Source organism: Pseudomonas sp. CF161 (assembly GCF_000416215.1).
Lineage (GTDB): Bacteria > Pseudomonadota > Gammaproteobacteria > Pseudomonadales > Pseudomonadaceae > Aquipseudomonas.
Genome location: NZ_ATLP01000107.1, coordinates 117,822 through 137,921, shown reverse-complemented (window position 1 = coordinate 137,921; position 20,100 = coordinate 117,822). Strand labels below are relative to the sequence as shown.

The window sequence follows — 20,100 nt, the reverse complement described above, 5'->3', positions numbered from 1 at the left end:
GAGCATGGATATTCGCAAGAGCGGCCTGGTGGGCGGTGGTGATTCGGGGTCGTATTCGGACCTCAACCGGCTTAACCAATTCAAGGTCGGCGACAAGAACAGTGATGCCAACATGCGCAAGGTGGCGCAGGAGTTCGAGTCGCTGTTCCTCGGGGAAATGCTCAAGTCCATGCGCTCGGCCACCGAAGCCCTGGGCAAGGACAACCCGCTCAACACGCCAGCGGCCAAGCAGTACCAGGAAATGTACGACCAGCAGTTGGCGGTTTCCCTGTCGCGCAATGGCGGCGGTATCGGCCTGGCCGATGTGCTGATGCGCCAGATGTCGAAGAATAAACCTGTGGTTCCGGGCGCGGCGGCTGCCGTGCCGGGGGCCACTGCCGAAACCAAGGCGACGCCCACCGCCATTGCCGCCGGCACCACCGCCATTGGCGGGCCGCTGACCCGGGTCAACGGCCAGCGTCCGCTGTGGGCTTCGCGCGCTGTCGATCCGCACACCTCCGGTGCCGTGCACAACGATATGGCCTTGCTCAATCAGCGGCGGATCTCGCTGCCGAGCAAGCTGACCGATCGCTTGTTGGCGGGCATCGTGCCTTCCGCTACCGGCACCGATGCCACCGGCAAGAACGTCGCGCCAGGGCGCACTACCGCCGCCACTGACGCTGTGATCAAGGGTGACTGGCAAAGTGCGCAGACCTTCGCCGCGCCCCGTGGACGAATGCAGATCTACGGTCGCGCCGTGGCCCAGCCGCCATTGGCGCCAGCCAAGAGCGCCTTCAGTTCAGCCGATGATTTCGTCGCCACCATGCTGCCGATGGCAGAGCAGGCGGCCAAGCGTATTGGTGTCGATCCGCGCTACCTGGTGGCCCAGGCCGCCCTGGAAACCGGCTGGGGCAAGTCGGTCATGCGCCAGCAGGATGGCTCCAGCAGCCACAACCTGTTTGGCATCAAGGCCGGCAGCAGTTGGAAGGGCGATCAGGCACGCGCGATCACCAGCGAATTCAGAAATGGCGAGATGGTCAAGGAGACGGCAGCGTTCCGTTCCTACGATTCCTATCAGGACAGTTTCCATGACCTGGTGACCTTGTTGCAGAGCAACAATCGCTATCAAGAAGTGCTGAAGTCGGCCGATAAGCCTGAACAGTTTGTACGCGAGTTGCAAAAAGCCGGGTATGCAACCGACCCGGATTACGCAAGCAAGATTTCGCAGATTGCCAAGCAGATGAAGAGCTACGAGAACTACGCTGCGGCGGGCGCTTCCACGAATTTATAAGGTCTGAACCATGAGTTTGCTCAATATCGGGATGTCGGGGCTGTCAGCCAGCCAATCGTCGTTGATGACTACGGGTAACAACATCGCCAACGCCGATACCGCCGGCTATTCGCGCCAGCAAACCGTGCAGGGCACCAAGGCCTCGCAGCAGTTCGGCAATGTGTTTATCGGCACCGGCACGACGCTGGCCGATGTGCGTCGGGTATACAACAGTTACCTTGATGCGCAGCTGCAGACCTCCACCTCGTTGAACAGCGATTCGGCGGCCTATTTGAATCAGGTCACGCCGCTGGACAAGCTGCTCTCCGATACCGGCACCGGCCTGAATGGCGCACTCACCAAGTTTTTCGCCTCGGTGCAGAACGTCAATGCCAAGCCAGGTGACGACGCCTCGCGCCAATTGCTGCTCAGCGATACCCAGGCCTTGAGCAATCGTTTCAACTCGATCTCCACGCAACTGACACAACAGAACGCCAACATCAACGGCAATCTGACGAACATGGCGGATCAGGTCAACAAACTGGCTACTACCGTGGCGCAGTTGAACAAGAAAATTACCGAGATTTCCAGCGCTGGCGGCATGCCCAACGAGCTGCTCGACGCCCGCAATGAAACGGTGCGCCAGCTGTCGACCTTCACCAGTGCGCAAGTGGTGGAGCGTGAAGGCAACCTTGATATTTACCTGGGCAGCGGCCAACCGCTGGTCATGGGTAGCACCACCAGCAAAATCGAAGTGGTCCCGGGCAAAGATGATCCGGGGCGCTTGTCGCTGCAACTCGATCGTGGTGCGAGCACCATCGATATCACATCGCTCATGACCGGTGGCGAGATTGGCGGTCTGCTGCGTTATCGCAGCACCGTGCTGGATCCGGCCATGAACGAACTGGGTCGTGTCGCGCTGGTTGTCGCTGATCAGATGAACAGCCTTCAGGCCCAGGGCATCGACAAGAACGGTGCCTTCGGTTCCAACCTGTTCAACAGCATCAACTCGGCGACTCAAAGTTCTCAGCGCAGCATCGCCAGCACCAGTAACGTGGGTGCAGGCAACTTTGATGTGAGCATCAAGGACACCGGCAAGCTGACCATCAACGATTACAAGGTCACGTTCACCACCGCTACCGATTACATCGTTCAGCGTCTGCCGGACAACACGTCCATGGGCTCCTTCAGCACTGCACCACCGGCAACGGCAGCGGTCATCGACGGCGTTGAGATGAAGTTCACTGCAGCTTCAGCCTCCCCCGGCGATAGCTTCAGGATCACTCCGACCCGCAATGCGGCGGCGAACATCAAGACCGAGATGACCGACTCCAAGCGTCTGGCTATCGCGGCGCCGTTGGGCGCCGCAATCGCAGCGGGCTCCAGCGGCACACTGACAATTCCGGCCAGCGGTCAACCGACCCTGACCACCAAGTTCGATATCTACGACACGGCCACCAGCACCGCGATGCAGACCGGGCTGAAAAACTCCACGCCGGCCAAGGTTGTGTTTGGAGCGGTGTCCGCCGACGGCACCAGCCAGACCTATCAGTTCCTCGATGCCAAGGGTGGACTGATCAGCAGCGGAACGATCAAGCCGGGTGAGAGCAACACGCTCAACCTGAGCATTCCGCTCAAGGACGCCACGGGTGCGCCAATGCCGCCCGCCCCAGCGACTCAATACACCGCTGACTTCAGCATGACCATCGCCGGCGCCCCAAGCGACGGCGCCGGGATCAACGTCTCGCTCAGTCAGCCGGGCACCCTGGATAACCGCAATGGCACCGCACTGGCCGGTTTGCAGACTGCGCAGACCGTGGACACGGGTTCGGCCAGCAAGGGTATTTCTCTGAACGACGCTTACGGCAAACTGGTCGAGGGCGTAGGTTCCAAGGCCGCACAGGGTAAGCTCGACAGTGCCGCGACCGATGCCATCCTGGCGAACGCCAAGGGCGCGCGCGACTCGCTTTCCGGGGTCGACCTCGATGAGGAAACCGGCAACCTGGTCAAGTATCAGCAGTACTACACCGCGTCTTCGCAGATCATCAAAGCTGCGCAGGAAATCTTCAGCACACTGATCAACAGTCTTTAAGGAGTCGTAGCCCATGCGCATTTCTACCGCCCAGTTTTACGAGTCCTCGGCTGCAAACTATCAGAAGAATTTCTCGAACGTGGTCAAGAGCAGCGAAGAGGCGAGCAGCCTGGTTCGCGTCAATACCGCCGCCGATGATCCTGTCGGCGCTTCGCGCCTGCTGCAATTGGGTCAGCAGGCTTCGATGCTCGATCAATATAAGACCAACACCAGCACCATCAAGGCGACACTGGCCCAGACCGAGTCAGTGATGACCAGCATCAGCAACGTGCTGCAACGTGCAAAAGAGCTGGCCATCGGCGCCAATAACGCCGGTTATACCGACGCCGACCGTCAGTCCAACGCCTCGGAGCTGGGACAGATCGAAGAGCAGCTGTTGAGCCTGATGAACAGCCAGGATGAAAATGGCAAATACATTTTTTCCGGCTCCAAGGGCGATACCGTTCCGTTCACCCGCAACTCCGATGGTACTTACAGCTATAACGGCGACCAGGTGACGTTGAACCTGCCTGTTGGCGACAGCATGTCGATGGCCACCAACAGCACTGGCTGGGAGGTGTTCCAGCAAGCGATCAACACCAGCCGCACTCAGGTCACCGGCTCAATGAATGATGGTCTTGTGACGTTGTCCGACGGGCACGTGACCTCGAATGTGACCTATAACGACAAGTTCCGCGCCGGCGAACCGTACGTGGTGGATTTTGTCAGCGGCACCCAGTTGCGGATCACTGACCGATTCGGTACCGACCGGACCAATGAAGCCACTCAGGGCGGCGTCATCACCTCTGACAAGAATCAGAACGTCAACTTTCGTGGTGTCGATCTGACCTTGAACTTCAACGACCCCAACGCGGCGCTGACCGGTCGTACGTTCTCCCTGGCGGCCAAGCCGGATACATTCAACGTTTCTCGTGGCCCAGGCAATCCGAGCGTGGTACAGGCGACCAGTACCAAGATTACAAATCCAAGTGCTTACCATGCCAGCTTTCCAAATGGTTCTGCGGTGCTGAAATTCACCAGCGACACCGCGTTTGATTTGTACGCTGCGCCGATCACCTCCGACAGCAAGCCGGTCTCCAGCGGCACGATGGTGGGCAATACTGCGACCGCGTCCGGTGTGGAGTTCACGCTGAACAATACGGCGGCTGACCCTCTGGCTGCCGGCGACCAGTTCAATGTGGCGGTCAATACCCACGAGACCCAGAACATTCTGGACACCGTGAGCCAGCTGAAAACAGCGCTGAACACACCGACTAACGGTGATGTTGTCGCCATCCAGAAGCAACAGGCAGCGATGACCTCAGGCATGGGCAACCTCGCCAGCGGCCTCGATCAATTGTCTTCCGGTGTCAGTTCGGTCGGCGGCCGTGGTTCGGCGTTGAATACCCAGAGCGATACCAACGAGGCGTTGGTGCTGGCGAACGCTCAGACGCAATCGGGCATCCGTGACTCGGACCCTGCCGAAGTCATGACGCGGTTAACCTTGCAGCAAACCATGTTGCAAGCCTCTCAGTTGGCGTTCAGCAAAATCGCGCAGTTGGGTCTTTTCAATAAGGTCTGATTTAGCCAAGAGATCGCGGCTGTGCGCGCGATCTCTATCCTTTCCCTTTTGTGGTTCAGGACGTTCTGCTCTCACATGAGTCGACGCCAACCGGTCGAGAGTTACGCGTGTGAAACCTACCCCTCTTGTCAGCATTGCCATCCCTGCCTTTAATCCTGAGTTCTTTCAATCAACGCTACTCAGTGCGATTGCGCAGGATTATGCGAATCTGGAGATCGTCATTTGCGATGACAGCCTGGGAGATGAGATCAGCGCGATTGTCGATGAGGTGCAACGGCAATCTCCGATAGCCTTGCGCTACGTGCGAAACCCTAGAAATCTGGGCTTTGCTCGTAACTTGCAGGCTTGCCTTGAGCATTCTCGAGGCATGTTCATCAAGTTCCTGTGTGATGACGACACCTTGTTTTCGACCTGTATCACCGAGCAGGCCAAGGTGCTCTCCACCTGTGAGCGCGTCAGTGTCGTGATCAACCAGAGGTTGTTGTTCGATGCCGGCGACAACCTGCTTCCTTCCAGGCCCATAAATTGTGTGATGTCCCCAGGCAGTGCCGTGCTCAATGGCGGGGACGTGTTGGAGGTCATGGAAGGTTCGGCGGTCAATATGCTTGGCGGCATCAGTCATGCCTTGTTTCGCAGGGAGCAGGTCGAAGCATGTCTGGCGACGCTGGTGCAGGAGGGGCAGGGGTTTGTCGCACGTCTGGACTCGGCGCTTTATATCTGCCTGATGCGGCGTGGGTTCCTGGCCTGCCTGAGCAATGTGCTGAGCCTGGAACGCATCCATCCCGGACGTCTCAGTTTCCGTGCGGCCATGACGTTGGCGTTCAAAAACGAGACCCAATGGCTCCTCCAGATGCTGGCTGCGAGAGTGGGAGAGCCAGCTCCGGCCAAGGGTTGGGTGCGTTACTTGCCACTGGATGGCTATCGAGATGGTGAAGATAAAGTCTGGGACGAGTTTGAAATGGGCCGCCTGTTCACTGCCCAGACGGCCGACTACCTGCAACAGGTGGGCACCAACAGCCTGAGCTTCGCCGAGCTGTACGATGAATGGCTGACCTGCCGCTCGTTGTCCGCCGGACAGTTGCGCGTGTTGCCAAAGCGTATTGGGCAATGGCCGAGCCAGCCCCGAATCGCCCCGGTGATCCTGGCTTCTGAGGGCGATGAACTGGCCTTGCGCACGACCTTGGAAAGCCTGGCTGCACAATCCTATGCCGCCACTCAGGTCTGGTTGCTGGCACCCGTTGATTTTCACGTGCCACCGGTAGCAGGTGTGCAGGTGCAGCACATTGCGTTGCAGGGCAATGGTTTTGGGCAGCTCAATCAACGCTTGGCGGATGAGCTGGGTATTGACTGGATTTTCCTGATGAAAGCAGGTGATCGACTGCATCCTGCTGCATTGGTCATCATGGCTGAGCGGATGGCGTTGCTGCCCAATCGCCTATGCCTTTATACCGATGAAGGTGGGCTCGACAACCTTGAAGCGAGCGCGCCGGTGTTCAAGCCGGATTTCAACTTCGATCTGATGCGCAGCTTTCCGTATGTGGGACGCCTGCTGGCATTCCAGTGCGTTGCGTTGCGTGACCTGGGCGGTTTTACCGAAGAGTTTGAGGTGCTGGCGCCCCATGACTTGCTGTGGCGGATGGTGGAAGCCAAGGGCCCGCATGTGGTGGAGCACATCGCCGAGGTGCTGGTCCAGTGCCTTTCTGGTTATGGCGTATTCCTGAACGATCCGATCGGGCATCAACAGTCATCCAAAGTAGTTGCCGCCCATTTGCAGCGTTTGGGGGTGGACGCACAGGTACAGAGCACTGAAGGCGCGTTGATCTCTCATGTGCACTACCGGCATGACGCGACGCCTCTGGTGTCGATTTTGATGTGTGCAGGCAATGATTTGCAGTCATTGGTACGTTGCGTCGAGTCAATCGTCGAGCACACGGCTTACGAAAACTATGAAGTACTCGTGATCACGGCAGGGGACGAGTCACCTGCCGTCCAGTCTTGGCTGATGGCGATGAGGCAGTTGGGTGACAGTCGATTGCGCATTGTTTCGGTCGACGCGCAGGGCACGGCGCAGCGGCTGAATGAAGTCGGTCTACACGCTCACGGTGATTATTTGTTGTTGCTCGACGCCCGGTGTGTTGTTTTCGAAAAGCACTGGTTGAGCGAACTGGTCAGCCAGGGCCAGCGTTCAGAGGTCGGCGTAGTCGGGCCGATGATATGCAAAGAAGACGGCAAGATTCACAGCGCTGGTTTGGTCCTTGGTTTGCGTGGCCCGGCTGGCACGCCTTATCTGGATAACCCGCTCGACACAACTGGCTATATGAACCGCATGCAGTTGGTACAGAACTGGAGTGCCGTCAGTCTCGAATGCTTGTTGGTTCGCCGGGATATCTTCGTTGCGGTTAATGGGTTGGATGCAGCGCATCTGGATGCGGGCCTATTTGACGCTGATTTATGCCTGCGGGTGGCTGAGCAGGGCTACCTGGTGGTATGGACGCCTTTTTCGAGGGTTGTCCGTATGGCGACGGCCGGAGATCTTGCCCCAGCGAACCACATCCTTGCTCATGATAAAGACCGCTTCTATCAACGATGGCTGCCCAAGGTGGCTCAGGATCCTGCCTACAACCGCAACTTCAGTCTCAAACTGAGTGGCTTTGGTTTTGAGTCAGGCAAGCGTGGTGGTTGGGACCCTTTCATCAGTCGTACGCTGCCTAGCGTTCTAGGGTTGCCTATCAACGTCGGTGCTGTGGGGCACTACCGTGTCACTCAACCCTTCAATGAGTTGGAACGCGCTGGCTGGATTCAGGGGCGAATCACTTACGGGGTGCCGGATACGATCGAGCTGCAGCGCCTGCAGCCGGATACAGTGATTTTTCAGTGTCGTTATAGCGCCGATTCGGTCCCCGAATTCCAAGGCGTCAAGCGTTTCTCCAATGCGCGTCGAATCTATGAGCTGGATGATTACATCATCGAGGTTCCTGAAAAGAACGCCCACGCGCGAAACATGCCGACCAATATGCGCGAACGGGTCAGCCAGGGCATCGCCCTGTGCGACCGGGTAGTGGTATCCACCGAGCCTTTGGCCGACGCCCTATCCAGCATGCACTCGGATATTCGTGTAGTCCCCAACATGTTGGCGGCGTCTTTGTGGGCTGGGTTGCAAGGGCAGCGTCAAACCTCTGCACGACCACGGGTTGGTTGGGCGGGGGGCACCAGTCACCGCGGAGACCTCGAATTGATACTTGATGTGGTCAAGACGCTGGCCGATGAAGTGGACTGGGTGTTCTTTGGCATGTGCCCGGAGTTGCTCAGGCCTTATGTCAAAGAGTTTCATCCGTCGGTTCCTTTGCAGATGTATCCGCGAAAACTGGCCAGTCTTAATCTTGACCTTGCGCTGGCGCCGCTGGAGATCAATCTGTTCAATGATTGCAAGAGCAATCTGCGTTTGCTCGAGTATGGCGCGTGCGGCTTCCCGGTGATCTGCACGGATACGAAAGCGTATCGCGGTTATCTGCCCTGCACGCGAGTGAGCGATAACTCGACTCGCGAGTGGCTGGACGCGATCCGGATGCACCTTGCCGACCCGGGCGCCAGTTATCGCCAGGGCGATGCGTTGCGCGAAGTCGTGCTTAGCGACTATGTGCTGACCGAGAACAATCTGCAGCTCTGGGCCAATGCCTGGTTAGCTGATTGAAGTCCTTGTGCTGATGCAGGGCAAAGAACAACGTGAGTATCGGGTGTGCTATGGGTGAACAGGCTGGCGAACAAAAGTGGCCACTGCAGAATGTGACAGTGGTGTTGCTCGGGCATGAAGATGAAGAGTGCCGGGCACGGGCAACCCGTTACTACGATATGCAGGGCATCCGCTGGTTGGCTGTTGAGTCACGTCTCGGCGATGGCGGTCAGGCCGCGTTACGCCAGGCTTTACAAGGCGTCGATACACCGTATGTGGTGCTGGCTCAAGCGACTGATGTGTTGTTGCCGCAGATGCTCCATGCATCCGTAGACTGGCTTCAGCAAAACCCCGGCGAACAAATGGCGCAGGGTTATGCGCTGGGTTATCGCCCGGGTAACGGTGTGGTGGCTTACTTCAAAATCGGCGAAGCGATCGCGGATGAAGTGGTTGCAGATGCTCGTGCACGTATTGATCGACATGCAGCCAGTGGCTTGCAAGCGTGGCGCGCAGTGGTTCGACCGGAGGCGCTTGATATCGCGTTGAGCGCTTTGCCCTGCGCACTGGCATTCGATGAGTGGCTGGTTGCGTTGTCCTATGCGCTATTGGCGAACGGCCCGGTGAAAGTGCTGGATTGCACCGGTGTATTGGTCCAGTGCGCCCCTGATACGGTTGATCAGGTCGCCCGGGAACAGACATTGGCCGATCTGGTTCGCACCCTTCGGCATTGGGAGGGTGAGCAACATGGGGTGTGTGCTGACGATGACGGCTTTGTCATTCTGCGCAAATTCGTCCACAACACTTATCCGGCTTGCGACGCCGTCCAGCTGTTCACCTCGCCATGGACCCGTATTGGCTCTGAGCCAGAGCGCAGCTTCGAGGCGCGGCAGTTTGTCGAGTTGCCTTACTACAATGCGCGTTTGTTCAAGCAATTGACGGTTGTTGAGTTTCTGCTGCACGCCTGGCCGGTGGGGAATCTTCACACCCACGCACTGGAAGGTGTTTGGGTGCAGGTGCACGATTTACTACAGGCCCAGGCCAGTGACACCGCCGAGAGCCTGCTGCATCGTTACCGGCAAGCGCTGAGTTTGTACCGATTCAGTCCGCATGTTTGTCGCCTGCTGTTGAATGCCTTGGATGATTCGGGCATCGAAGCGGGCACTGTCGAGCTGAGAGATTGGTTGAGTCGCCTGGAGCAAGTTGTGTCGATCGACATTGAGTCGCGCCTGGCGTCGACCCCGTCGGGAAGGATTCTTCAGGCGATCAGCGTGGCAACTCCGGACTCCGCTGAGAAACAGCGTATAGCGCAGCATTTCGCCAGCCTTCAAGTGCCCGAAATCGCGTTGGTGGTCTTCGATCCTGACGACAATAATGATGCTCTGCAAAGCACCTTCGACAGCATCCTGGCAAGCGGTCTGCAGCGTTTTCGCATCGTTGTGCTCAAAAGTGGCGATTTACCAGCTATTACCACTGCACGTGACACCCTTCACTTCATCAAGGTGACGGCTGAGAACCAGGTGTCGCACCTGAATCAACTCTTGCGTCAATTGCCCAGCGAGTGGCTCATTCTGCTTGATGCCGGAGATTTGCTTTGCGCAGCAGGTGTGTTGCGTTTGCAGGATGCGTTAGGCAACTCACCGGCGTGTCTGGCGATTGCCGCCAACGAGGTGCAGCGTGATCCTGATGGCCGCTTGATCAGCGTCGTGCGACCAGGTGCCGATATTGATCTGCTACGCAGCCGTCCCGATGTCATGTCCAGGCACTGGCTGGTTAAGCGTCAGGCGGCGCTTGAGGTCGGAGGGTACAGCGAGGTTTATCGACAGGCACTGGAGTTTGACGTGCTTTTGCGACTGATCGAGACCCAGGGACCGGCATGCCTCTCGCATCTAGACGAGTATCTGGTGATTGGACAGCAAAGCGAGGAGGCGGTGACGGACCACGCGATGTCCAGCCTCAATCGCCATCTCACTCAGTTGGGGTACCGAGCGCAGGTCAGTGATCAGGGAGAGCGTCGCCTACACATTGATTTTCGCCATTCAACCACACCGTTGGTGAGTATTCTGCTCAGCGCAGGTGCGGATCCTGCGCGACTTCAGGCCAGCCTCAACAGTGTGGTCCAGCGGACACGTTACCCTCGGTATGAAGTGTTGGTGGTGTGTACGCCTGATACCGTTGCAAGCTGCGAGCAAGCCCTGCTGGGGATGGGTAGCAAAGTCCGCCTCGTGTGTGCTGAAGACGGCTGTACTGAAGGCCAGTCGCTCAATATCGCCTCAGCTCAGGCGCGGGGCGACTATCTGGTGTTTCTCTCCAGTCGCTGCCAGGTGGTGACTCCCGCATGGCTCGAAGCGTTGCTGAATCAGGCAGAGCGCCCTGAGGTCGGTGTTGTTGGTGCCAGGTTGGTCGCAGGCAATGGTGTCATCAGCCATGCAGGTTACGAGTTGCTGAGCAGTCGCGAGGTGGATTCCGTTTGGCTTGGGTTGAAACAGGCGACTGCACGTGAATTAGGCGTGCGCGAGGTGCGCAGCTATCAGGCGGTTTCTGCCGATTGCCTGATGGTGCGGCGCGAGGTCTTTGAGCAGTGCGGCATGTTGTCAGCGGCCAACGGCGCAGATATTGAACTTTGCCTGCGAGTCGCGGCTGCTGGCTTATTAGTGCTTGGCTCGCCTTATGCACAGCTATGCAATGAAACAGTGCCGACGTTGACCGAAGAACAGATTCAGCCATTGTTCGATCAATGGCCTGAGGCGTTTTACCGTCGGCGTGTGGCACTGGCAACTTGTCACAACGGACTCGACGAAAACTGTAGCAACTAGAACATATCGATGAATAAAAGGTCGTCTCTCAACGAGCGACAGGTTCTCAGGCGTGTCGGGTTGGCCGCATTATTAGATTTGGGGGATGAACATTGAACACTGAAAAAGTAAAAGGTATGGCTCTTGCGCACAAGTATTGCCTGGGGAGCGGTATCGAACTCGGTGCGGCAGCGCACAACGCATTCTATTTGCCTGATTGCCTCAATGTGGCGCCAAGCAACGGCACGGACTATGTACATGAACGTGATCTGGCGGATTACGTCAAGTACCGCGATGCGCAACTTCAACGCACCGGCACTGTATTGCCAGTGCACTTGGTCGGGGATTTCCAATCCATTAAATGCCCCGATGAGTCCTTTGACTACCTGGTCAGCTCCCATGTCATCGAGCACTCGCCAAACACCTTGGCGGCTTTCGTCGAGTCGTCGCGCGTACTCAAGAACTTTGGCGTGTTCTTCTGCATTTTCCCCAAGCGTATTGCTGCCGCAAGTGATGCCCTGCGTGCATTGACCCCGCTGTCGCTACTGGAGCAGGCATTCGAGGAAAAACTGGATATTCACGGAATGCCGGAAGCGGACTGGCGTGAGCACTACCATGTGTTTTCCCTGCAGAGCATGCTCAAGATTGTCAATTACCTGAATACTAATGAATTGGGCAGTTGGTACATCGAGTGCGTTGAGGAAACCGACAGTAAGGTGGGTAACGGCCACACGATTGTACTGCGCAAGTTTGATGGCCTGTCCGGTTCTCGTTGGGCTGACAACGATGCTTTTGCGAAAGAGTTCACTGATCAGTACAACGCTGGGAAGCTGGGAGAGGCGCTAGTCATGCTCAAGGTCTCCTTGTCCTATGACTTTTTTGACCCGGTAAAGCTGCACCTCGCTGCGTGCCTGAGTCGTGAGTTGGACGACGAGTATGAAAGTGTCGAGTTCTTGCGCCAAGCCTTGATACTCGAGCCCGAGAACGAGGATTTCCGCAGTGACTTCTTCAGCTGGACAGGTCGTTATTACACCAATCCGGTTCTCTGAATGTAACCGCAGCCCTTTGCGGATGTGCCCTGAGCGCCAGCCACGGCGCGGTATGGGGGTGATTTGAAGACGAGCCCACCGTCATAGTGTCCTCTGGACCCCGTGCGGGTGGGCTTGCCTCGAATCAATTTTGTGGCCAGTGTGTGTGGTCGGTGATTGCGGTCTTGGGGCTACCTGTAGATTGAGCTCCGCCATTGATGGCATTTCCTAGGCGTTGTAAGAGTGACTTGGCAGTCGAAACGCGCATCTCTAAGCTAATCAGTCATCTGGCGGTGAGGTTGGTGCGGTATGCGAATTCCTGTTGCCAAGGTTCCCTGCCTCCCTGAAATTCCGCCATATCTATCGGGAAGCCACAATGATTGGCATCAAAAGCATCGCGAGTTACGTTCCTGTTGAGGGCGTCGATAATTACGCCCAGGGTGCGAAATTCGGCAAGGACCAGGATTTTATTTTCGGCAAGATCGGTTCGACCTTCCTGCCGCGCAAGGATGCAAGTCAGGAAACTTCGGACCTCTGTGTGGAGGCGGTGAATGCTCTTTTCGCCGCGAATCCGTCGCTGGATCCGGCGTCAATCGATGCGTTGATCGTCGTTACCCAGAATGGAGATGCTGAAGGTCTGCCGCATACATCCGCTATCGTGCAGCACAAGCTAGGCCTCTCAACCGGGGTTGCTGCGTTCGACATTTCCTTGGGTTGCTCTGGCTATGTTTATGGCCTTTACGCCATGAAAGGCTTTATGGAAGCGGCCGGCTTGAAGAATGGCCTGTTGATCACGGCCGATCCCTATTCAAAAATTGTCGATCCCGAAGATCGCAACACCACCATGCTCTTTGGTGACGCGGCAACGGTCACCTGGATGGGTGAGGATGCCCGCTGGAGCTTGGGCAAGTCGCGCTTTGGTACGGATGGCAGTGGTGCGGAGTTCCTCAAGGTCAACGATGGTCTGTTCTTCATGAACGGTCGCCAGGTCTTCAACTTTGCATTGCTCAAGGTCCCTGCGCATCTGCACGAGTTGATCGAGGCGAGCGCACTGGTCGAAGCAGATATTGACTTGTATTGCATTCACCAGGGCAGTGCGGCGATTGTCGATGCCGTGGCTCGACGCTTTGAAGAAGAACCGGCCAAATTTATCAAGGACATGACAGAGACTGGCAACACCGTGTCTTCCAGTATTCCGCTGTTGCTGGAAAAGCATGTACTTGGCTCGCCGCACAAGCGTGTTGCGTTGAGTGGTTTTGGTGTTGGGTTGTCTTGGGGTTCTGCGATTATCGAGCGGGTGGAGAACTGATGTACCGTCGCCTGGATAGACCCGCCTTTTAAGGAGGGCCTGTCCAGGCAGATGTCAGTTCATATCCACACTGAGCAAGCGTGTAGCAAGATTTTTGATGCTGGTCTGTGGTGCCTTCTTAAAGGGGATGTTGCCTCTCTGGAAGACGATGACGCTGTCGTAGTAACTGATGCTGAACGTAAATCGTGTGATGAAGTTCGGTTCAACGGTCCCGCGAGAGTGGTCGGCATTCAGGTCGTCGATGAAATGCTTGCTGATGTTGATGAATGTCTCTGGGTTATCCTTCCCGCCACCGTATTCCTGCCAGTAGGCGGTATGCAGGTCTTCGACGATGTAAATGCCGTTCTTCGACACTTTTGGATAGAGGAACTCGAACGTCTTGTTTATGTGCGCCATTTGATGGCTGCCGTCATCCAGTACGATGTCGAAGCTGCCAAACTCGGTGATCAGCGCCTCCAGGAATGCAGGATCCGATTGGTCGCCAATCCGCACGTGAATGCCGTCTTCCTCGAATGCCTTGCAGTTCGGGTCGATATCAATGCCGACAATCGTGGCGAGCGGTCCGAAGAAGCGCTTCCACATTTGCAATGATCCTCCCTTCGAAACACCTATCTCCAGGATTGTGATGGATTTGTTGCGCCACTCCATCAGATGCTTTTCGTAGATCGGAAAGTAATGAGTCCATTTGTGAATCAAACGATCATCGTTAGTGAGGAAATCTTGCCAAAGGTTCATTAGGGGGGCTTCGCTAGAGTCCGGTATAACCACCGGATATTGTTAGGGGGGGATTTGGCGCGACGTCGGGAAAATGCCGGCCTTGGACTAGCGTAGGCTCATAAGCAAGGTCTGTTCCAAAGACTCTCAAGCCCTTGGTTTTATTGAAGTGGCTAGGTGCCAGTAAAAAAATCTCAAATAAGCCCTAAAGCAACCTGAGTTCCCGACGATAACCATTACGAAGGTTCTCTAGGCCACACCCGGCGGATGCCAGGGCCGGAAGCCGTAGTCCCCATCCAACGAGGAATTCGTCATGGCATTAACCGTAAACACTAACGTCACGTCTTTGAGCGTTCAGAAAAACCTGAACCGTTCTTCCGATGCGCTGAGCACCTCGATGACCCGTCTTTCCTCGGGCCTGAAAATCAACAGCGCTAAAGACGACGCTGCCGGCCTGCAGATCGCTACCCGCATGACCTCGCAGATCCGTGGTCAGACCATGGCGATCAAAAACGCCAACGACGGTATCTCGATCGCCCAGACCGCTGAAGGCGCGATGCAAGAGCAGACCAACATTCTGCAACGTATGCGTGAACTGGCTCTGCAATCGGTGAACGACTCGAACAGCAAGCTGGATCGTGATGCTCTGGATAAAGAATTCAAGGCGATGATCAGCGAGATCGGCCGTATTGCTGACAGCACCCAGCTGAACGGCAAGAACCTGCTCGACGGTAGCGCTGGCACCATGGTTTTCCAGGTGGGCTCCAACACCGGTACTCAGAACCAGATCTCCATCGACATGTCGAAAGGCCTGAGCTCCGCAACTTCCGGTGCACTGAGCGACTTGGCAACCCAGACCATCTCTGGTGCCGTGAGCTCTGATGCCCAGGCAACCTTCAGCGCCGCAATGAGTGCAATTGATACTGCACTGGACACCATCAACAGTGTGCGTGCTGACCTGGGTGCTTCCCAAAACCGTCTGTCCAGCACCATCAGCAACCTGCAAAACATCAACGAGAACGCTGAAGCTGCTCGTGGTCGCGTACAAGATACCGACTTCGCTGCTGAAACTGCGCAGTTGACCAAGCAACAAACTCTGCAACAAGCTTCCACCGCAGTTCTGGCTCAGGCCAACCAACTGCCATCCGCTGTACTGAAACTGCTTCAGTAATAGCTGATGCGTTTTAGGCGGGGGAGTGCGCTAGTCGCACTCTCTCGCTTTTTTAGTTCAAGAGGTGATGGACATGGATATGAGCGTCAAGCTGAACTTGTCTTATCCTGCTGCGAAGCACGCAACGCCTGTTGCTGAGCCCGTGGCGGAGAAGCCTCAAGCCGCTGCTGCGGTTGTGGCAACGGTCAAGGATGAAGCAAAAGATACGACCAGCGAGCGAGACAAACTTAAAATGGCCGTTCAGGAAATTGAAAAGTTTGTGCAGTCGGTCAAGCGAAACCTGGAGTTCTCGATTGATGAACCCTCAGGCAAAGTCGTCGTCAAAGTCATAGCCAGTGACTCCGGTGAGGTGATCCGTCAGATCCCCAACGAAGAAGTTCTGAAATTGGCCAATAGCTTGAATGACGCAAGCAGTCTGCTGTTCAGCGCTCGAGTCTGACAGCTGGCACAAATTTTGTTGCTATGTTCTTTTGGGCGTTGTAGTGGTCAAAAGACCGGCGAGACACTAAAAGGGAGTTCCTCATGGCAAGTCCAATTCTACCAGGCACGGGTTTAGGCTCTGGTCTGGACACCGGTGCAATCGTCAAGGCTCTGGTCAACGCTGACAAGGCGGCCAAGCAAGGGCAGATTGACCGTGGCACCACCACCAATACTGCGTCCATCTCCGGTATCGGTACTCTCAAGTCGCTGATGGCGACATTTCAGACGACCTTGGCGACGCTGGGTAACACCACTGAGCCTCAGTTCAATGGGTTTGTTGCGACCCCTTCCGATTCTAAAGTCCTTTCTGCCACGGCCAAAAACTCGGCGATCAATGGTGTTTACAACATCAAGGTCGATCAAATTGCGACCGGCTCGAAGATTGCGTCGGCTGCGTTCAAGGATGGTCCAAAGAGCGCGATAACCGCCGGCACCTTGGTGATCTCCGTAGGTGCCTCCCCCGACAACGCCTATAACCTGGAAGTGCCTGAAAACGCCACTCTAGAGTCGGTCGCCAAGTCGATCAACGACAAGTATCAGTTCAGTGGCCTGAGTGCCAACATCGTGACCGACAGTTTCGGTTCGCGCCTGGTGGTCAGTTCGTCTAACACGGGTTCCGGTTCTGATATTTCTCTGAGTGGGATTCCTGGGCTGGAAGTCGATGGCACGAAGGTGATGGCCGGTACTGGCGGGAAAGATGATGCCTCGGTGGCATCGGCTACATCGTCGGGCGCTGTCGGGGCGGTCGCCAAGGATGCGAAGTTCAGCATCGATGGCATGCCGATTACCAGTGCGAGCAACAAGCTTGATAATACGGTGTCCGGGTTGTCGATGACGCTGTTTACGGTGGGTGAGTCGCGGGTTGTGGTCAGTCCGAACAATGATGGCCTGAAGGCTTCGGTGCAGAAGTTCGTCGATGCCTACAATGCCGTGGCCAACGCCATTACTTCGCTGACCAAGCCTTCTCTGGATGACGACGGCAAGCCGACTATTCCAGCGGCGCTGACAGGCGACGCTCTGCCACGTTCAATCCTCGCAGCCATCCGCGGCCCCTTGACCGAAACTGGTAGTGGCGACAAGTTGACTGTGCTTTCGCAGTTGGGTATCACGACTGATCAGAAAACCGGTGCCTTGAACTTCAATACCGTCAAGTTCGATGCCGCGATGAACGACAAGAAGCTGGGTGGTGAAGTGCAAACCCTGTTCTCGGGCGATAACGGTCTGATGAGCCGCATGACCAAGGCCATCACGCCCTACACTAAGACGGGTGGCATTCTAACCACGCGTAGTGATGACTTGAACAAGGCCAAGACCAAGCTTGCAAACGATCAATTGGCGCTGGATCGCCGCATTGAATCCCTGACCGCTATGCTGACCAAAAAGTACAACGACATGGATACTCTGGTCGGCAAGCTCAAGGCCACTGCCAGCAACATCACCTCGATGTTTGATGCGATGAACGCGCAAAAGAAAGGCTGATAGCCGCTAGTGCCAAAAGCCCGGCGGCGCCTTTCGGTGTTCCGGGCTTTTGTGTTTCAGGTCTAAAGATTTTTGACGCGTTGTCGATACACTGGTTATACGAACCACAGAATTTGCATGAGGTAGAGCATGAATCCAATGTTAGCCCTTCGCCAATATCAGAAAATTGGTGCCCAGGCGCAGACCTCCGAAGCCAGCCCGCACCGTCTGGTACAGATGCTGATGCAGGGCGGCCTGGACCGTATCGCTCAGGCCAAAGGCGCCCTGGAACGCAAGGACATTCCCAACAAAGGCATTTTGATCGGCAAGGCTATCGGTATTGTCGGCGGCTTGCGCGAGGGTCTGGATCTGGAGAACTCGCTCGAGAGTCTGGGCGAGCTGGACAACCTCTACACCTACATGATGAAGCGTCTGGCAGAAGCCAACGTGAAAAGCGATCCCCGGATTCTCGATGAGGTCGCAGGTTTGCTCCGCACGGTCAAAGATGGCTGGGATGCCATCGCCGAGCCTGGTCCGCAGTTTTAAGGAGATCGCCATGAGTCTTGTATTGCAGCGAATCGAACACACCCGTGATGCCCTGGTCGGAGCCCTGGCCGAGCGTAATTGGGAAGCCATTGGTGAGTTGGACCTGGCGTGCCGTTCCTGCATGGAAGACGTCTTGAGTGAAGCTTCAGTGGACGAGGCGGCGTTGCGCAATAATCTTGAGGAGTTGCTTGGGGTCTACAAGCAATTGCTGGAGGCGGCGAGTGGTGAGCGTCAGGCGATTGTCGACGAGATGTCGCAGATCCATCAAGCACAGAGCGCGGCAAAGGTTTACCATCTGTTCGGTTAATGTTGAGTTAATCCGAACCTGGCGCGCCATAAATTTGACTGTGCACGCTTTTTTGACTTAACTAGTGCTGTTTTCAGATTTCAGACGTCTATAAGGCAGATAATGCCTACAAGCGTCTAGCTTGCCCCTCATTCTGGGCATTGAGTTGACTAGGGAAGTTGCTATTGCATGTGGCGTGAAACCAAAATTCTGCTGATCGATGACGATAGCGTCCGCCGCCGCGACCTGGCGGTAATTTTAAATTTTCTCGGCGAAGAAAATTTACCCTGCGGCAGCCATGACTGGCAGCAGGCGGTCGGCTCTTTGTCATCAAGTCGTGAAGTCATTTGCGTACTGATCGGGACGGTAAGTGCTCCTGGCGCGCTTTTGGGCTTGTTAAAGACACTCTCAACCTGGGATGAGTTCCTTCCAGTTTTGTTAATGGGCGATAATTCTTCCATTGACCTGCCTGAAGACCAGCGTCGGCGAGTGCTTTCGACCCTGGAAATGCCCCCCAGCTACAGCAAGCTGCTCGACTCCCTGCACCGTGCCCAGGTCTATCGTGAAATGTACGATCAGGCCCGCGAGCGCGGTCGTCATCGTGAGCCGAACCTGTTCCGCAGCCTGGTAGGCACCAGTCGCGCGATCCAGCATGTGCGGCAGATGATGCAGCAGGTGGCCGATACCGACGCCAGTGTGCTGATCCTTGGCGAGTCCGGCACGGGCAAGGAAGTGGTGGCGCGCAACCTGCACTACCATTCCAAGCGCCGCGACGCGCCATTTGTGCCGGTCAACTGTGGGGCGATTCCTGCGGAACTGCTTGAAAGCGAATTGTTCGGCCATGAGAAGGGCGCCTTTACCGGGGCGATCACCAGCCGGGCCGGCCGTTTCGAGTTGGCTAACGGCGGCACTCTGTTCCTCGACGAAATTGGCGATATGCCTCTGCCGATGCAGGTCAAGCTGCTGCGGGTCCTGCAGGAACGTACCTTTGAGCGCGTGGGCAGCAACAAGACCCAGAGCGTCGATGTGCGCATCATTGCGGCGACCCACAAGAACCTTGAAAGCATGATCGAGGTCGGCAGCTTCCGCGAAGACCTGTACTACCGCCTGAACGTATTCCCGATCGAGATGGCCCCGCTGCGCGAGCGCGTCGAGGACATCCCGTTGCTGATGAACGAGCTTATCTCGCGCATGGAGCATGAGAAGCGCGGGTCGATCCGCTTCAACTCCGCCGCCATCATGTCGCTGTGCCGCCATGGCTGGCCGGGCAACGTTCGTGAACTGGCCAACCTGGTGGAGCGCATGGCGATCATGCACCCCTATGGGGTCATTGGCGTGGTCGAGTTGCCGAAGAAGTTCCGCTACGTCGATGACGAAGACGAACAACTGGTCGATAGCCTGCGCAGTGACCTGGAAGAGCGCGTGGCGATCAATGGCCATGCGCCGGACTTCGCGTCCACCGCGATGTTGCCGCCTGAAGGCCTGGACCTGAAGGACTACCTGGGCAGCCTTGAGCAGGGCTTGATTCAGCAGGCGCTGGACGATGCCAATGGCATTGTTGCGCGTGCAGCGGAGCGCTTGCGTATTCGTCGCACCACCCTGGTGGAGAAGATGCGCAAGTACGGCATGAGCCGGCGTGAGGGTGATGAACAGGCGGATGATTGACGCCTGTTTTTCAACTCGTTGAAATAGCTGCGGTTTTTTTTAGGCACGGGTATTGCTAAGTCTCTTGCAACGTTCCGTT

At 56.5% G+C, this 20,100-nt stretch carries 14 protein-coding genes; 13 read left to right on the top strand and 1 reads right to left on the bottom strand.

Annotated elements, in window-relative coordinates:
* Positions 1-4: 4 nt before the first annotated feature.
* The 7 genes from flgJ to CF161_RS24460 all read left to right on the top strand — a co-directional run bounded on the left by flgJ (position 5) and on the right by CF161_RS24460 (position 13,701).
* A complete protein-coding gene (gene flgJ, locus CF161_RS24490) occupies positions 5-1,270 on the top strand; it encodes a flagellar assembly peptidoglycan hydrolase FlgJ (RefSeq protein WP_020299312.1) in 1,266 nt (421 codons plus the stop codon).
* Positions 1,271-1,280: 10 nt separating this feature from the next.
* On the top strand, positions 1,281-3,341 hold the full coding sequence (flgK, locus tag CF161_RS24485) for a flagellar hook-associated protein FlgK (protein ID WP_020299311.1): 2,061 nt from the start codon (positions 1,281-1,283) through the stop codon (positions 3,339-3,341).
* A gap of 13 nt (positions 3,342-3,354) precedes the next feature.
* Positions 3,355-4,902, top strand: a complete 1,548-nt coding sequence (locus tag CF161_RS24480; RefSeq protein ID WP_020299310.1) for a flagellar hook-associated protein 3 — start codon at positions 3,355-3,357, stop codon at positions 4,900-4,902.
* A gap of 109 nt (positions 4,903-5,011) precedes the next feature.
* On the top strand, positions 5,012-8,593 hold the full coding sequence (locus CF161_RS24475) for a glycosyltransferase (protein ID WP_043230288.1): 3,582 nt from the start codon (positions 5,012-5,014) through the stop codon (positions 8,591-8,593).
* Positions 8,594-8,643: 50 nt separating this feature from the next.
* Positions 8,644-11,385: a glycosyltransferase gene (locus tag CF161_RS24470; protein ID WP_020299307.1), complete on the top strand. Its 2,742-nt coding sequence runs from the start codon at positions 8,644-8,646 to the stop codon at positions 11,383-11,385.
* A gap of 92 nt (positions 11,386-11,477) precedes the next feature.
* Positions 11,478-12,413 (top strand): methyltransferase domain-containing protein, encoded by a 936-nt coding sequence (locus CF161_RS24465; RefSeq protein ID WP_256206499.1) that lies wholly within the window; start codon positions 11,478-11,480, stop codon positions 12,411-12,413.
* 355 nt (positions 12,414-12,768) lie between these two features.
* Positions 12,769-13,701 (top strand): ketoacyl-ACP synthase III, encoded by a 933-nt coding sequence (locus CF161_RS24460; RefSeq protein WP_020299305.1) that lies wholly within the window; start codon positions 12,769-12,771, stop codon positions 13,699-13,701.
* Positions 13,702-13,755: 54 nt separating this feature from the next.
* Here CF161_RS24460 and CF161_RS24455 read toward each other — a convergent pair whose 3' ends face one another.
* Positions 13,756-14,436 carry a class I SAM-dependent methyltransferase gene (locus CF161_RS24455; RefSeq protein ID WP_084471751.1) on the bottom strand — a complete coding sequence of 227 codons (681 nt, stop codon included), beginning with the start codon at positions 14,434-14,436 and terminating at the stop codon, positions 13,756-13,758.
* Positions 14,437-14,728: 292 nt separating this feature from the next.
* On the opposite strand from CF161_RS24455, the gene CF161_RS24450 reads away from it, so the two are divergent.
* The 6 genes from CF161_RS24450 (at position 14,729) to CF161_RS24425 (ending at position 20,021) form a co-directional block, all read left to right on the top strand.
* Positions 14,729-15,586: a flagellin domain-containing protein gene (locus CF161_RS24450; protein ID WP_020299303.1), complete on the top strand. Its 858-nt coding sequence runs from the start codon at positions 14,729-14,731 to the stop codon at positions 15,584-15,586.
* Between the two features lie 73 nt (positions 15,587-15,659).
* Entirely contained in the window at positions 15,660-16,025 is a 366-nt protein-coding gene (locus CF161_RS24445; protein WP_020299302.1) for a flagellar protein FlaG, read from the top strand.
* A gap of 83 nt (positions 16,026-16,108) precedes the next feature.
* Entirely contained in the window at positions 16,109-17,545 is a 1,437-nt protein-coding gene (fliD, locus tag CF161_RS24440; protein WP_020299301.1) for a flagellar filament capping protein FliD, read from the top strand.
* A gap of 129 nt (positions 17,546-17,674) precedes the next feature.
* Positions 17,675-18,070, top strand: a complete 396-nt coding sequence (gene fliS / locus CF161_RS24435; protein ID WP_020299300.1) for a flagellar export chaperone FliS — start codon at positions 17,675-17,677, stop codon at positions 18,068-18,070.
* A gap of 10 nt (positions 18,071-18,080) precedes the next feature.
* Positions 18,081-18,377, top strand: coding sequence for a hypothetical protein (locus CF161_RS24430; RefSeq protein ID WP_020299299.1), 297 nt, complete (start codon positions 18,081-18,083; stop codon positions 18,375-18,377).
* A gap of 168 nt (positions 18,378-18,545) precedes the next feature.
* Complete coding sequence (locus CF161_RS24425) at positions 18,546-20,021, top strand: sigma-54 dependent transcriptional regulator (protein WP_020299298.1); 1,476 nt, start codon at positions 18,546-18,548, stop codon at positions 20,019-20,021.
* Positions 20,022-20,100: the final 79 nt, after the last annotated feature.

What these genes read in the sequence shown, in the direction of transcription:
- CF161_RS24430 (WP_020299299.1), top strand. Translation starts at nt 18,081, where the DNA reads ATGAGTCTTGTATTGCAGCGAATCGAACACACCCGTGATGCCCTGGTC.
- CF161_RS24460 (WP_020299305.1), top strand. Translation starts at nt 12,769, where the DNA reads ATGATTGGCATCAAAAGCATCGCGAGTTACGTTCCTGTTGAGGGCGTC.
- flgK (WP_020299311.1), top strand. Translation starts at nt 1,281, where the DNA reads ATGAGTTTGCTCAATATCGGGATGTCGGGGCTGTCAGCCAGCCAATCG.
- flgJ (WP_020299312.1), top strand. Translation starts at nt 5, where the DNA reads ATGGATATTCGCAAGAGCGGCCTGGTGGGCGGTGGTGATTCGGGGTCG.
- fliD (WP_020299301.1), top strand. Translation starts at nt 16,109, where the DNA reads ATGGCAAGTCCAATTCTACCAGGCACGGGTTTAGGCTCTGGTCTGGAC.
- CF161_RS24445 (WP_020299302.1), top strand. Translation starts at nt 15,660, where the DNA reads ATGGATATGAGCGTCAAGCTGAACTTGTCTTATCCTGCTGCGAAGCAC.
- fliS (WP_020299300.1), top strand. Translation starts at nt 17,675, where the DNA reads ATGAATCCAATGTTAGCCCTTCGCCAATATCAGAAAATTGGTGCCCAG.
- CF161_RS24480 (WP_020299310.1), top strand. Translation starts at nt 3,355, where the DNA reads ATGCGCATTTCTACCGCCCAGTTTTACGAGTCCTCGGCTGCAAACTAT.
- CF161_RS24425 (WP_020299298.1), top strand. Translation starts at nt 18,546, where the DNA reads ATGTGGCGTGAAACCAAAATTCTGCTGATCGATGACGATAGCGTCCGC.
- CF161_RS24455 (WP_084471751.1), bottom strand. Translation starts at nt 14,436, where the DNA reads ATGAACCTTTGGCAAGATTTCCTCACTAACGATGATCGTTTGATTCAC.
- CF161_RS24450 (WP_020299303.1), top strand. Translation starts at nt 14,729, where the DNA reads ATGGCATTAACCGTAAACACTAACGTCACGTCTTTGAGCGTTCAGAAA.
- CF161_RS24470 (WP_020299307.1), top strand. Translation starts at nt 8,644, where the DNA reads ATGGGTGAACAGGCTGGCGAACAAAAGTGGCCACTGCAGAATGTGACA.